Annotated in this window: 2 protein-coding genes; both read right to left on the bottom strand. The window is 74.9% G+C overall.

Going from position 1 to position 15902, the window contains the following annotated elements:
* Positions 1 to 3 precede the first annotated feature (3 nt).
* Positions 4 to 14007 carry an SDR family NAD(P)-dependent oxidoreductase gene (locus tag B0F77_RS50015; protein WP_425435738.1) on the bottom strand — a complete coding sequence of 4668 codons (14004 nt, stop codon included), beginning with the start codon at positions 14005 to 14007 and terminating at the stop codon, positions 4 to 6.
* A gap of 74 nt (positions 14008 to 14081) precedes the next feature.
* On the bottom strand, positions 14082 to 15902 hold a 1821-nt coding region (locus tag B0F77_RS29015; RefSeq protein WP_211294095.1), incomplete at its 5' end, for a type I polyketide synthase.

Genomic DNA, 15902 nt, shown 5'->3' with positions numbered 1-15902 from the left:
CCGTCATCGCGCCTCGCTCCCGTTCAGCACCAGGTGCACGAGGCTCTCCGCGTCCATGGCGTCGAGGTCGTGCTCCTGATGACCGTTGTGATCGATGCCGTCGCCGGGTGCGTCGGCCAGCCGCAGCAGCACGTCCACCAGCCCGGCGTCGCGCAGCCGGGCGAACGGGATGCGGCCCAGCACCTCGCGCACCCGCGCCTCGGCCGGATCGGTGTCCGATGTGGACGTCAGCAGGTCGTGCAGGTGCCCGGCGAGCGCGGTGGGCGTCGGGTAGTCGAAGATCAGCGTCGCGGGCAGGCCGGCACCGGCGACCGCGGTGAGCCGGTTGCGCAGCTCGACGGCGGTCAGCGAGTCGAAGCCCGCGTCGCCGAACGCCTGGTCCGGATCGACGGCGTCGACGCCCGGATGCGCGAGCACCTCGGCCACGTGCGTGCGGACGACGGTCAACAGCAGTGCCCGCTGCTCGGGTTTCGTCAAGCCTGCCAGGCGTTCGGCGAGACCGTCCACATCGGACGACGTGGCGCGACGCCTTGGTACGAGCCCGCGCAGGGGCGCCGGCACCGGCCCGGCGGACCGCAGTGCCGCCACGTCGAGCTTCGCCGGGAGCACGAGCGGCCTGCCGAGGCCGACGGCCGCGTCGAACATCGCCAGGCCTTCCCCGGTGGTCATCGGGACGACGCCGCCGCGGCCCAGCCTCGCCAGGTCGGCGGCGGAGAGCTGACCGGCCATACCGCCGCCGGGAGCCCACATGCCCCAGGCGAGGGAGGTCGCCGGCAGCCCGCGGGCCACCCGGTGGTGGGCGAGCGCGTCCAGGAACGTGTTCGCGGCGGCGTAGCCCGCCTGGCCGGGGTTGCCGGTGATGCCCGCCGCGGACGAGAACAGCACGAACGCGGCGAGGTCGCCGGTCAGCTCGTGCAGGTTCCACGCCGCGGTCGCCTTGGGCCGCAGCAGTGCACCGAGCCGCTCCGGCGTGAGCGCGGTGAGCACGCCGTCGTCGAGCACGCCGGCCGCGTGGATCACGGCGGTGAGCGGGTGCTCGGCGGGAACAGCGGCCAGGCACCGGGCGAGCGCGTCCGCGTCGGCAGCGTCGCAGGCGGCGATGGTCACGTCCGCGTCGAGACCGAGCAGCTCCGCGGCGTTCTCCGCCCCCTGCCCGCTCCTGCTGAGCAGCAGCAGGTGGCGGACGCCGGTCGCGACGAGGTACCGGGCGAGCGTGCTGCCCAGCGCACCGGTGCCGCCGGTGATGAGCACGGTGCCGTCGGGGTCCCACGACCGCGGCGCCGCCGGTGCGGGGCTGATCCGGGTGACGCGGGGGACCCGGAGCCGCCCGGCGCGGACCGCGAGCTGCGGTTCGCCGGACGCGACGGCGGCGGCGAGGTCCGGCACGGCGTCGGTGTCGACGTCGACCAGCACGAACCGGTCGGCGTGCTCGGACTGGGCGGTGCGCACCAGGCCCCACGCGGCTGATCCGGCCAGGTCCGTGACGTCCTCGCCCGGTCCCGTGGCCACGGCACCGTGCGTGACGACCACCAGCTTGCCGGCCGGCTGCTCGGCGAGCCACCGTTGAGCGAGGTCGAGCACCTCGCACGCGGCCGTGGTGACGTCGTCGGCCGGCCGCCGGTCGGCCACGACGAACTCGGCCGGGTCACCGCCGGGCGCTGCCGTGAGCTCCGGCCAGTCCACCGAGAACAGCGAACCGGCGGTGGCCGCCGGGACCTCCCTGGACACCACACCGTCCACAGTGGCCACCAGCGCACCCAGCGAGTCGGTCAGCGTGATCGCGACCGCGCCCTGCCCGGCGGGTTTCAGGTGCGCTCGCACCACCCTCGCGCCGGTCGCGCCGACCTGGACGCCGGTCCACTCGAACGGCAGCCGCACGGGTTCACCGGGCGCCGCCCAGGCGACCGTGGTGTGCAGCACGGCGTCCAGGAGCGCGGGGTGGAGCTGGAACCCCGACGGGTCGAGGTCCTCGACCGCCGCCTCCGCGTACAGGTCGTCGCCGAGCCGCCACGCCCGCCGCAAGCCCTGGAACGCCGGGCCGTGCTCGACGCCGGCGAGCGCCAGCCTCGCGTGGATCTCGTCGAGGTCCACCGCGGTCGCACCGGCCGGTGGCCAGGCGTCGGCGAGACCGGACGCCGGTGCGTCCGGAACAGGGCGGGTCAGCGTGCCGGACGCGTGCAGCCGCCAGTCGTCGCCGTCGCGGGTGTGCACGGTGACGGGGCGCTGACCGCCCTCCTCGGCGCCGACGGTGACCTGCAGCGAACACGGCAGCGCGACCGGCTCGCTCAGCACGAGGCCCGCCACGCGCCCGAAGTCCAGGCAGCGGCCCGCGTGGGCGGCGAGGTCGACCAGCGCCGCACCGGGGAGCAGGACCGTGCCGGACACGGCGTGGTCGGCGAGCCAGGGGTGGGTGTGCGCCGTGACCCGGCCGCTCAGCACCAGGCCGCCGTCGTCGGGCAGCTCGACCGAGGCCGTGGCCAGCGGGTGGCCGTGCTGCCCGGCGGGCGCGGTGTTCGGCGTGTCGAGCCAGTACCGGCGCTTCTGGAACCCGTAGGTGGGCAACGGAATCCGCCGCCCGCCGGTGACGGCCGGTGTCCAGTCCACCTCGTGCCCGTGGACGTGCAGGCCACCGAGCGCCGACAGCAGCGCACGCGGTTCCGGCACCCCGGTGCGCAGCGCGGGCAGCAGCAGGGCGCCGCTGCTGTCGACGTTGTCCAGGGTCATCGCGGTGAGCACGCCACCGGGGCCGAGCTCGAGGAACGTCGTGACACCCAGGCCCGCCAACGTCTCGACGCCGTCGGCGAAGCGCACGGCGTGGCGGGCGTGCCGGACCCAGTGCTCCGGGTCGCACAGCTCGTCGCCCGCGAGGCGTCCGGTCAACGTGGACACGACGGGGATCGACGGCGGGGAGAAGGTCAGGTCGGCCGCCACGTCGCGGAACTCGTCGAGCACGGGGTCCATCAACGGCGAGTGGAACGCGTGGCTGACCCGCAGCCGCCTGGTCTTGCGGCCCTGCGCGGCGAACGCCCCGGCGATCCGCAGCACCGCGGTCTCGTCGCCGGACAGCACGACCGACTCGGGACCGTTGACGGCGGCGACGTCGCACCGGCCGTCGAGCCGCGCGAGCACCTCGGCCTCGGTCGCCTGCACCGAGACCATCGCCCCGACGGCGGGCAGCGCCTGCATCAGCCTGCCCCTCGCGGCGACCAGCGTCGCCGCGTCCGGAAGCGACAGCACGCCGGCGACGTGCGCCGCCGCGAGCTCGCCGATCGAGTGGCCGTGCAGGAAGTCCGGCACGACCCCGAAGGACTCGACCAGCCGGAACAGCGCCACCTCCAGCGCGAACAGCGCGGGCTGGGTGTACCCGGTCTGCCCGATCGCCTCGTCCGCGCCGAGGACGAGCTCTGCCAGCGGCCGGTCGAGGTGCGGGTCGAACGCCGCGCAGGCACCGGCGAACGCGGCGGCGAACACCGGGAAGCTCTCGCTGAGCTCGCGGCCCATCCCGGGACGCTGGGCGCCCTGACCGGTGAACCCGAACGCCAGCCTGCCCGCGCGGTCCGCGGAGCCGACGAGCAACCCGGTGGCGGAGTTCCCGGCCGCCAGCGCGGACAGCGCCGTTAGCCGCTCCTCCTGGGCGGCACCGACGATCGCGGCCCGGTGGGTCAGCCCGGCCCGCGTGGTCGCGAGCGACCAGGCGACGTTGAGTGGCTCGGCGTCCCGCGCCGGGGACAGCAGCCGGGCGGCCTGGTCCCGCAGGGCCTGTGGTGTGTGCCCGGACAGCAGCCAGGGGACCGGGCCCCGCACCTCGGCGGCGGGGGGAGGCTCCTCGGTGGCGGGCGCCTGCTCGATGACGAGGTGCGAGTTGGTGCCGCTGATCCCGAACGACGAGATTGCCGCCCGGCGCGGCCGTTCGGCCACGGGCCACGGCTGGTTCTCCACCGGCAGCAGCACGTCGCCCTGCTCCCAGTCGACGTGCGAGCTGGGGGCGTCGACGTGCAGGGTCGCCGGTACCGTCGCGCGCTCGATCGCCTTGATCATCTTGATCAGCCCGGCGACGCCCGCGGCGGCCTGGGTGTGCCCGATGTTGGACTTGACCGAGCCGAGCCAGAGCGGCGTGGACCGGTCCTGGCCGTAGGTGGCGATGATCGCCTGCGCCTCGATGGGGTCGCCGAGCGTGGTGCCGGTGCCGTGCGCCTCCACCACGTCGACGTCCGAGGTGCGCAGGCGGGCGTTGGCGAGCGCCTGGCGGATGACGCGTTGCTGCGACGGGCCGTTCGGTGCGGTGAGACCGTTCGACGCGCCGTCCTGGTTGACCGCGGAGCCCCTGATGACGGCGTGGATCTTGTGGTTGTTGCGCCGGGCGTCGGACAGGCGTTCCAGCAGGACGAGTCCGACGCCCTCGCTCCAGCCGGTGCCGTCCGCGGCGTCGGCGAACGGCTTGCAGCGGCCGTCGGCGGACAACCCGCGCTGGCGGCTGAACTCGACGAACAGGCCAGGGGTGGCCATCGTCGTGACGCCACCGGCGATCGCGAGCGTGCACTCGTGGTTGCGCAGCGCCTGGGCGGCGAGGTGGACGGCGACCAGCGACGACGAGCACGCGGTGTCCACGGTCACCGCCGGCCCCTCCAGGCCGAACGCGTACGCGACCCGTCCCGAGGCCACGCTGCCCGCGCTGCCGGTGCCGACGTAGCCCTCGAAGTCCCTGGGGATGTTCGGCATCAGCCGTGAGCCGTAGTCGTTGTACATGACCCCGGCGAAGATCCCGGTCGTCGTGCCGCGCAGGGTGTGCGGGTCGATGCCCGCGTCCTCGACCACCTCCCAGGCGGTCTGCAACAGCAGCCGCTGCTGGGGGTCGGTGGCCAGGGCCTCGCGCGGGCTCATGCCGAAGAACTCCGCGTCGAACTGGTCGGCGTCGTGCAGGAACCCGCCGGTGCGGGTGTAGCTGGTGCCGTGGTGGGCGGGGTCGGGGTGGTAGAGCGCGCCCAGGTCCCAGCCGCGGTTGTCCGGGAAGCCGGACATGGCGTCGGTTCCGCTCGCGACGAGGTTCCACAGGTCGTCGGCGTTGTGGACGCCGCCGGGGTAGTGGCAGCCGATGCCGACCACCACGATCGGGTCGTCGGCGTCCGCTGCCCTGGACGCCACCACGGCGGGTGCCGCCGGCCGCTCGTCGCGCAACAGCGTCACGAGGTGGTCGGCGAGAGCGAGTGGGGTCGGGTGGTCGAACACGAGCGTCGCGGGCAGCCGGAGCCCGGCGGCGGCGCCGAGCCGGTTGCGCAGCTCGACGCTCGTCAGCGAGTCGAAACCGAGCTCCTTGAACGGTTTGGTGATCTCGACGGCGCCCGGTTCGGCGTGCCCGAGGATCGTCGCGGCGGCGGTCCTGACCGTGTCGATCAGCCGTTCCCGTTGCTCCGCGGGGGAAAGCCCGGTCAGTCGCAAGGCCGTCGTGGCCGCCGCCGTCCTGCGCCGGGCCGGAACGAGCGCGCGCAGCAACGGGTGGGCTGCCTCGGCCTGCGCGCGCAGGGCGGCCAGGTCGAGCGCCGCGGGCACCAGCAGTGCCCGGTCGGCGCCGATCGCGTGGTCGAACAGCGCGAGCGCCTGGTCGGTCGGCATCGGCCGGAAGCCCGCCCGGCGCATCCTCGCCCGGTCGCTGCCGGACAGCCGCCGGGTGAGGCCGCTCTCGGTCTCCCACAGACCCCAGGCGAGCGACGTCGCGGGAAGTCCTCGGGTGCGGCGGTGCTGGGCCAGCGCGTCGAGGAACGCGTTCGCCGCCGTGTAGTTGGCCTGCGCCGGGTTGCCGAACTGGGCCGCGGCCGAGGAGAACGTGAGGAACGTCGTCACCGGGTGGCCGGCGGTGAGCTCGTGCAGGTGCCAGGCCGCGTCGACCTTGGGCCGCAGCACGGTGTCGACCCGCTCTGGCGTCAGCGAGGTGACCAGGCCGTCGTCGAGGGTGCCCGCGGTGTGCACCACGGCGGTGACCCGGTGCTCCGCGAGGAGCGCCGCCAGTGCCGCGCGGTCGGTGATGTCGCAGCGCGCGACCGTGATCGTCGTGTCCGTGCCGTCGGCCAGCCGGGTGAGGCGCTCGACGGTCTCGTCGGACGTCTCCGGCCGGGTGGTGAGCAGCAGGCGCGGTGAGCGGTGGTGGTCGGCGAGGTGCCGGACGATGAACGTCGCGAGCGTGCCGGTCGCCCCCGTGACCAGCGCGGTGCCCTCGTCGAGCCGCACGGTGGGTGGTGGTTGCACGACGGCGAGCCGCGGCACGTGCAGGCGGCCGTCGCGGATGGCCGTCTGCGGTTCGCCGCCGGCGATCGCGCCGCGCACCAGCTCGTCCGCGACGTCGGTGGCCCCGTCGATCAGGACGATGCGGTCCGGGTGTTCCGACTGCGCCGACCGCAGCAGGCCCCACGCGGTGGCGGCGGCGAGGTCGACGTCCTCGTCCGGACGCACCGCGACGGCCCCGGTGGTGAGCGCGACGATCCGGGTACCGGCGAGGTCGTCGTCCGCGAGCAGTTCCTGCAACCGCGCCAGCACGGTTTTCGCGGTGTCGTGGGCGGCCCTCGCGGCGTCCTGGTCGCCGGACGACTCCCAGCGCAGGAACACGACCTCCTCGTCGGCGCCCCGGCCGGTCGAGGTGGTCTCCGTCCACTCCAGACCGAACAGCGCGCCGTCCCGCCGGGAGCCGCTCCCGGCGATCTGGTCCGGTGCCACCGGCCGCAGCGTGAGCGACTCGACGGTCGCCACGAGCTGTCCCTCTGGCGTGGCCAGGGTGAGCGACACCGCGTCCGGCGCGGTCCTGGTCAGCACCACGCGCAGACTCGCGGCTCCCGCGGTGTGCAGGCGGATTCCGTTCCAGGCGAACGGCAACCGGAGCCGGCTCTCGCCGTCCAGCGCGAGCACGTGCAGTGCGGCGTCGAACAACGCGGGGTGCAGGCCGAACCCGCCCGTGCCGACCTCCTCGGGCAGCCGCACCTCGGCGAACAGCCGGTCGTCCGCCCGCCAGGCCGCCACCAGGCCCTGGAACGCCGGGCCGTACTCCACGCCGGCCTCCGCCAGGCGTTCGTAGACGTCGGTGACGTCCAGCGCCGTCGCCTCCGGTGGCCACTCGGCCGTGGACAGGTCGTCCTGTCCGGACCTGGGTGCCAGCACCGCGTTCGCGTTGCGGGTCCACGGCGCGTCCTCACCGAGTCGCGAGTGGACGGTCAGCGCGTACCGCCCGCCCTCCTCCGGCAGCATCCGCAGCTGGACCTGGACCGGCGTGTCCGCGGGCAGGACCAGTGGCGCCTGGATGGTCAGCTCCTCGACGAGCGCACAGCCGACCTGGTCACCCGCGTGCCCGGCGAGCTCGGCGAACGCGGTGCCGGGCAACAGGACCGTGCCGAGCACCGCGTGGTCGGCGAGCCATCGGTGGGACTCCGCGGAGAGACGTCCGGTCAGCAGCACCTCACCGCCGGCGAGCTCCACGCGGGCGCCGAGCAGCGGGTGTCCCGCCGCGGCCAGCCCGGCGCCCGACACGTCGCCGGTGCCGGGGTCGTCGAGCCAGTACCTCCTGCGCTGGAACGGATACGTGGGCAGCTCGACGGGACCGGTGGCCTCGCCGAGCACCACCGGCCAGTCCACCGGCGCGCCGTGGGCGTACGCCGCCGCGAGCGACGTGAGCCAGCGGCCGGGACCGCCGTCGTCGCGGCGCAGCGAGCCGACCGCGGCGCCGCCGAGACCGGCCGCGTCCAGCGTCTCCTGCAGCGCGGTGGTCAGCACGGGATGGGCGCTCGCCTCGACGAACAGGCGGTGGCCGTCCTGCAGTGCCCTCGTCACCGCGGGTTCGAAGAGGACGGTCTGGCGGAGGTTCCGGAACCAGTACCCGGCGTCCAGCGTCGTCGTGTCGGACACCGGTTCGCCGGTGACGGTCGAGTAGAAGGTGATCCGCGCCGCCTGCGGGCTGATCCCGGCCAGCGCGCCGAGGACCTCGTCGTGCAGGGCGTCGACGTGCGGCGAGTGGGACGCGTAGTCCACCGCGATCCGCCTGGCGTGCACGCCGTCGCGTTCGCACCGGGCGAGCAGGTCGTCGAGCGCCGCGGTGTCGCCGGACACGACCGTCGACGCCGGGCCGTTGACGGCGGCGACCTGCACCCCGGCGGGGAGCAGGTCTTCGGTCCGCGAGGCGGGCAACTGCACGGAGACCATGCCGCCGGTACCGGTGATCGCCGTGATGGCCCTGCTGCGCAACGCGACCACGCGGGCGGCGTCGTCGAGGGACAGCACCCCCGCGATGTGGGCGGCCGCGATCTCGCCCTGCGAGTGCCCGATCACGGCGTCCGGTTCGACCCCGTGCGCCTGCCAGAACCTGGTCAGCGCGACCATGACGGCGAACAGCGCGGGCTGGACCACGTCGACCCGGTCCCAGGCGGAGTCGCGCAGGACGTCGGCGAGCGACCATCCGGTGTGGGGCCGCAGCGCGGCGTCGCACTCGGCGATGTGCCCGGCGAAGACCGGTGAGGCCGCCATGAGCTCGGTCGCCATGCCGGCCCACTGCGAACCCTGGCCGGGGAACGCGAACACGATCCGGCCACCGACCCGGTCGCCGGTGACCAGGTTCGGGCTCGGTGTGCCGGCGGCGAGCGCGCTGAGACCCTGCCGCAGGTCGCCGGTGACCACGGCACGGGTGTCGAACTCGGCCCTGCCGGTGACCAGCGCGGGACCGAGTTCCGCCGGATCGGGCGCGTCGTGGCGGTCGAGCAGGCTCAGGAGCTGGCCGGCCCGTTCGCGCAGGGCGGCGGTGCCCTTGGCGGACAGCACGAGCGCCGTCTGGCCGGGCCTGGTCGCCGGCGGCCGGACGGGCTCGTCGGCCGGTGGCTCTTCCAGGACGACGTGGGCGTTGGTGCCGCTGATGCCGAAGGCCGAGACGCCGGTCCGGCGCGGCCGGTCCCCGCGCACCCACGGCCGGGGTTCGGTGAGCAGCTCGATGGAGCCCCGCGTCCAGTCGACGTGCGGGCTGGGCGTGTCGACGTGCAGGGTCTTCGGCAGCAGTCCGTGTTCCAGGGCCTTGACCATCTTGATCACGCTCGCCACGCCGGCCGCCGCCTGCGTGTGGCCGATGTTGGACTTGACCGAGCCGAGCCGGAGGGGTTCGGCGCGGTCCTGGCCGTAGGTGGCGAGCAGGGCCTGCGCCTCGATGGGGTCGCCGAGCGCGGTACCCGTCCCGTGCGCCTCGACGACGTCCACATCGGACGGTCGCAGGCCCGCGCCGGCCAGCGCCTGCAGGATCACGCGTTCCTGGGACGGGCCGTTGGGGGCGGTGATGCCGTTGGACGCGCCGTCCTGGTTGACGGCCGAGCCGCGGACCACGGCCAGCACCCGGCGGCCCGCCCGCCGGGCGTCCGAGAGGCGTTCCAGCAGGAGCAGGCCCACGCCCTCGGCGAAACCGGTGCCGTCCGCGCCGGCGGCGAAGGCCCGGCAGCGGCCGTCCGGGGACAGACCGCGCTGCCGGCTGAAGTCGATCAGGATCTTCGGGGTCGACATGATCGCGACGCCGCCCACCAGCGCGCGGTCGCACTCACCGCGGCGGATCGCCTGCGCGCCGAGGTGCAGCGCCACGAGCGAGGACGAGCAGGCGGTGTCCACGGTGACCGCCGGGCCTTCCAGCCCGAACGTGTACGAGATCCGGCCGGACGCGACGCTGCCCGCGCTGCCGGTGCCGATGTAGCCCTCGATCTCGGCGGGTGGCCGGTCCAGCCTGGTGCCGTAGTCGGTGAAGATCAGTCCGGTGTAGACACCCGTGCGGTGGCCGCGCAGCTTCGTCGGGTCGAGGCCCGCGCGTTCGAAGGCCTCCCACGAGGTCTCCAGCAGCAGCCGCTGCTGGGGGTCGGTGGCGAGCGCCTCGCGCGGGCTCATGCCGAAGAAGTCCGCGTCGAAGTGGTCGGCGTCGGTGACGAAGCCGCCGTGCCTTGTCGACGTCCTGCCCGCCGCGGCGGGATCGGGGTCGTACAGCTCGGCGACGTTCCAGCCACGATCTCCCGGGAACTCGCCGATGGCGTCGGTCTCGGACACGACCAGGCGCCACAGGTCCTCCGGGGACCGCACACCACCCGGATAGCGGCAGGCCATGCCGACGATGACGATCGGGTCGTCGTCGTCGTCGTCGGCCGGCCGGGCGGTGGTGGTCACCGGAGCGGAGGGGCGTGGCGCGCCGGAGAGCTCGGCCAGGAGGAACTCCGTCAGCTCGGCCGGCGACGGGTGGTCGAAGACGAGGGTCGCGGGCAGCGTGAGCCCGGTCGCCTCGGTCAGCCGGTTGCGCAGCTGCACCGCGGTCATCGAGTCGAAACCCAGGTCCTTGAAGGCCTTCGACTCGTCCACGGTGTCCGGGCGGGCGTGGCCGAGCACGGCGGCAGCGGCGGCGCGCACCAGGTCCGCGACGACGCGGCGGCGTCCGTCGGCCGGCAGCCCGTGCAGCCGGCGCGCGAGCTCCAGCTCGTCACCGGAGGTACCCGCCCGCGGCCGGCGCACCGCGGCCGGGGAGGGCGCCGCGGTGAGCGTGCCGGCCTCGAACGCGGCGGGAGCGGGCCGGGAGACCATCGACTCGATCCGCGCGACCGGGGCGCCGGCGGGATCGGTGATCGAGACGGTCGTCGATCCCGAGTCCGCCACCAGCAGGCGCACCCGCACCGCCGTGGCGGCCGTCGCGTGCAACCGCACCCCGGACCACAGGAACGGCAGCGTCGCCTCGGTCGCGTCGAGCCCGAGCGGGTGCAGCGCGGCGTCGAGCAGGGCGGGGTGGATGCCGTACCCGTCGACGTCGACGTCCTCGTCGAGGACGACCTCGGCGAACACCTCCCGGCCACGCCGCCAGGCGGCCCGCAGTCCCTGGAACGCGGGCCCGTAGCCGACACCGTGCCTCGACAGGTGGTCGTAGAGGCCGCTCACGTCCAGCTCGGTGGCGCCGTCGGGTGGCCACGGCGTGTCGTCGGCGGCAGGGGCGGGTTCGGTGTCGGGGGTGACCACCCCGCCGGCGTTGCGGACCCACGGCAGGTCGGCGTGCGTGCGCGAGTGGACGGTGATGGGCCGCGCGCCGGTGCTGTCCGCTTCCGCCACGGTCACCTGGAGCTGCACGGTGCCCTCGTCCGGCAGCACGAGCGGCGCCTCGACGACGAGCTCGTCGAGCCTCCCGCACCCGGTCCAGTCGCCCGCACGGATGGCGAGGTCGACGAACGCGCTGCCGGGCAGCACGGTCACGTTCCGCAGGCCGTGCTGGGCGAGCCACGGGTTCTCGTGCCGGGACAGACGGCCGGTGAACACCACCGACCCGCTCTCGGCCACCGTGATCGCGGCACCGAGCAGGGGGTGGTCGGCACCGGTCACGCCGAGCGCGGCGGGGTCGGCGCCCGGCCCGTCGTCGAGCCAGTACGACTGCTCCTGGAACGGGTAGTTGGGCAGCGTCACGACATTCGCGGGCAGCGCCCAGCCGACGTCGGCGCCGTGCGCGTGGGCGGTGGCCAGGGCGTGCAGGAACTGGCGGCGGTCGCCGTGGTCGCGCGTGAGCGTCGCCGTCGTGGCGATCTGCCCGGCGGTCTGCTCGATCACGGCGGTGAGCACCGGGTGGGGGCTGACCTCGATGAAGTGCCGGCGGCCGTCGGCGACCGCCGCTCGCACGGTCTGTTCGAAGTGGACGGTCTGGCGCAGGTTGCGGTACCAGTACCCGGCGTCGAGGCCGGTGCTGCCGGCGAGTGCCGCGTCGACGGTGGAGTAGAACGGGATCTCCGCGCGGCGCGGCACGACGGGGGCCAGGTCGGCCAGGATCCGGTCGCGGAGCTGGGCCATCTGAGGTGAGTGGGAGGCGTAGTCGACGGGGATCAGCCGCGCCCGGACCTCGTTCGCCCGGCAGCGGGCCTTGAGCTCACTCAGCGCCTCGGCGTCGCCGGCGATGACGACGGACTCGGGCCCGTTGACCGCGGCGATCGCCAGCCGGTCGTCGAGCAGACCGGCCACGTCCGCCGCGGACAGCGCGACGGACAGCAGCCCGCCGGTGCCGGCGATGGTGGCGATGGCCTTGCTGCGCAACGCGACCACGCGGGCGGCGTCGTCGAGCGACAACGCGCCCGCGACGCAGGCGGCGGCGATCTCGCCCTGCGAGTGGCCGATCACGGCGGCGGGTCGCACGCCGTGCGCCTGCCAGAGTTCCGCCAGCGACACCATGACCGCGAACAGAGCGGGTTGCACGACGTCCACCCGGTCCAGCGGCCCGGTGCGCAGCGCGTCGACCAGCGACCAGCCGGTGTGCGGCCGCAACGCCTCGGCGCAGGCGAGCAGGCGGTCGCGGAAGACCGGTTCCTGCTCGAACAGCTCGATGCCCATGCCCTGCCACTGCGAACCCTGGCCGGGGAACACGAACGTGGGCGCGCCGTCGTCGAGCGCGGTCGCCGTCACCACGGCCGCGTCGGGTTCCTGGCGCGCCACGGCGTCCAGGCCGCGCAGCAGCTCGTCGCGGTCCGCACCGATCACGACGGCCCGGTGCTCGAACCGGGCTCGCCCGGCCAGGGTGCCGCCGACGTCGAGCGGTTCGTGCGCGGCGGCCGCCTCCCGCAGCCGGGCGGCCTGGTCGCGCAACGCGCGTGCGGTCCGCGCGGACAACAGCCACGGCACCGGTCCGGAGGCCACCGCCTGCCGGACTTCGACCGGCCGCGGTTGTTCGACGATCACGTGGGCGTTGGTCCCGCTGACGCCGAACGACGAGACGGCGGCCCGGCGCGGGCGGTTCCCCTCCGGCCACGGGCGGTTGGCCCGGAGCAGCGCGACCGTCCCCGACGACCAGTCGACGTGCGGGGTCGGTTCGTCGACGTGCAGCGATCCCGGCAGGACGCCGTGCCGCATGCCCTCGATCATCTTGACGAGCCCCGCCACGCCGGCGGCCGCCTGGGTGTGCCCGAGGTTGGACTTGACCGACCCCAGCCACAGCGGGGTCTCCCGCTCGCGTCCGTAGGTGGCGAGCAACGCCTGGGCCTCGATCGGGTCGCCCAGCACGGTTCCGGTTCCGTGCGCCTCGACGGCGTCGACCTCGGCGGGGGCCAGTCCGGCCGCGGTGAGCGCCCGGCGGATCACCCGCTGCTGTGCGGGACCGCTCGGTGCGGAGAGCTGACTGCTGGTGCCGTCCTGGTTGACCGCCGACCCGCGCAGCACGGCCAGCACCGGGTGCCCGTTGCGCTCGGCGTCGGACAGTCGTTCCAGCACGAGCAGCCCGGCGCCCTCGCTCCAGCCGGTGCCGTCGGCTGCCGCGGCGAAGGCCTTGCACCTGCCGTCCGGCGAGAGCGCGTGCTGGCGGCTGAACTCCACGAACCCGGACGGGGTGGCCATCACGCTCACCCCGCCCGCCAGCGCGAGCGTGCACTCGTCGTTGCGCAGCGCCTGCGCGGCGAGGTGCACGGCGACGAGCGACGACGAGCAGGCGGTGTCCACGGTGACCGCGGGGCCCTCGAACCCGAACGTGTAGGCCACCCGGCCCGACGCCACGCTGCCGGAGCTGCCGATGCCGACGATCCCGCCGAACCCCTCGGGCGCGCGGGGGAGCAGCCGGCCGCCGTAGTCGCTGTACATCACCCCGGCGAAGACGCCGGTGGCGCTCGCCCGCAGCCGGTGCGGGTCGAGGCCGGCGTTCTCCAGCGCCTCCCAGGTGAGCTGGAGCAGCAGCCGCTGTTGCGGGTCGGTGGCGAGGGCCTCGCGCGGGCTCATGCCGAAGAACTCCGCGTCGAACCGGTCGGCGTCGTGCAGGAACCCGCCGTGCCGGACGTAGGTGGTGCCCTCGTGGTCGGGGTCCGGGTGGTAGAGCGACTCGACGTCCCAGCCGCGGTTGACCGGGAACGGCGAGATGGCGTCCCTGCCCGCGGCGACGAAGTCCCACAGCTCGCCGGGGGTGGTGATCCCGCCCGGATAGCGGCACGCGGCGGCTACCACCGCGATCGGGGCGTGCCGGTCCGACTCGGCCTCCTGCAGGCGGTGCCGGGTGCGGCGCAGGTCCGCGGTCACCTTCTTGAGGTAGTCGCGGAGTTTCTGCTCGGTGGAAAGCACGTCGGACACTGGCGCGTCGCCCCTTCTGTCGCTCATGAGGAGAGTTCGCTGTCGATCAGGTCGAAGATCTCGTCGTCAGTGGCGTCGTCGAGCTCGCCGGGCTCGTGCCCGTTCGGCCGGTCCACCACCGCCAGCAGGGACCGCAGCCGATCGGCCACCTGCCCGCGCACCGCGGCATCACCGTTCAAAGTGGACAGACGGGTGGCCAGGGCGGCGAGGTCGTCGAGCACGCCCGGTTCGGTGGCCGGGCGGTGCCGGACGGACAACTCGGTGCCGAGGTGCTCCGCCACGGCGCGCAACGTCGGGTGGTCGAACACCAGCGTGGTCGGCAGCCGCAGCCCGGTCACCGACTCGATCCGGTTGCGCAGCTCGACCGCGGTCAGCGAGTCGAACCCGAGCTCGAGCACCCCGCGGTCGGGCGGCAGCGCGGTGGGCGACGCGTGGCCGAGCACGGTGGCCGCCTCGCCCCGGACGAGGTCGAGCAGGATCCGTTCGCGGTCGGCGTCCGGCCGCCCGGCGAGCAGCGCCGCCACGTCGGTGGTGTCCGCGGTGGACTTCCGGGTGACCGTGCCGGCGACGCGGGACAGGACCGCGGGCAGCGCGCCCGACCTGGCCTCGGCGCGCAGCCGGGCCGGATCGAGGTCGGCGAGCACGACCGCGGCGTCGTCGCCGGCCACGGCGGTGTCGAACAGCCGGAGACCGACCTCGGGGGAGAACGCGCGAACGCCGGTCCTCGCGAGCCTGCCGAGGTCGCCCTCGCGCAGGTCGCCCGCCACCCCGAGGCCGGACCGTCCGTCGGACGACCACATGCCCCAGCCCAGGGAGACGGCGGGCAGGCCCGCCGCGCGCCGGCTGTGCGCCAGTTCGTCGAGCAGGACGTTCGCGGCCGCGTAGGTGCCCTGCCCGGCACCGCCGACGACACCGGCGAGCGACGAGAACAGCACGAACGAGCGCAGGTTCAGCTCGCGGGTGAGCTCGTGCAGGTTCAGGGCTCCGTCGACCTTCCCCCGGAACACGTGGTCGACGTCGTCCTCGGTCAGCTTCTCGACCACGCCGTCGGAGACCGCGCCCGCCGCGTGCACGACCGCGGTCAGCGGGTGGCCGGGGTCGATCGTGGCGAGCACGGCGGCCAGCGCGTCGCGGTCGCCCACGTCGCAGGCCACCGCCCGCGCCGCCGCGCCCAGCCCGGCCAGCTCCTCCGCGAGGCCGGTGGTGGCCGTGCCGCGCCCGACCAGCAACAGGTGCCGGACCCCGTGCGTGGTGACCAGGTGCCGCGTGACGATGCGGCCGAGCGCGCCGCCCGCTCCGGTGACGAGCACTGTTCCGCCGGTGTCCCAGGGAGTCCGGGTCGGGGTGGGCTCCAGCCTGCCGAGCCGGGGGAGGAGCAGCCGGTCTCCCCGGACGGCCACCTGCGGTTCCCCGGACGCGATCGCCGCGGGCAGCAGCCGGGCGGAATCGTCCAGGTCGACCAGCGCGAACCGGCCGGGGTGCTCCGACTGGGCGGACCTGACGAGGCCCCACAGCGGCGCCGACCCGAGGTCGGCGTTCCCGGCGGTGGCCCGGCGGGTGACGAACACCAGCCGGGTGGACCGCAGCGCGGGTTCGTCCAGCCACGACCGCAGCAACCGCACGGCCTCGACCGTCGCCGACCGCGCCGGCCGGCCGGCGAAGCACACGACCACGGCGTCCGGCGGGCTGCCGGCCGCGATGTCCGCGACCTCGTCGTACCGCGCGCCGGCGTCCAGTCCGAAGTGGTCGGTGCCGAGCAGCGCGTACCGGCCGGACGCGGCCGGGGGATCGGCGGCAACCCAGTCGAGCCGCCACATCGGCAGCCGCGGCGCCGCGGGCGTCAC

This window comes from Lentzea kentuckyensis, from assembly GCF_002150765.1.
GTDB classification, from domain to species: domain Bacteria; phylum Actinomycetota; class Actinomycetes; order Mycobacteriales; family Pseudonocardiaceae; genus Lentzea; species Lentzea kentuckyensis.
Note: the sequence above shows the minus strand (reverse complement) of the source record. Positions and strands in the feature narration are given on the sequence as shown.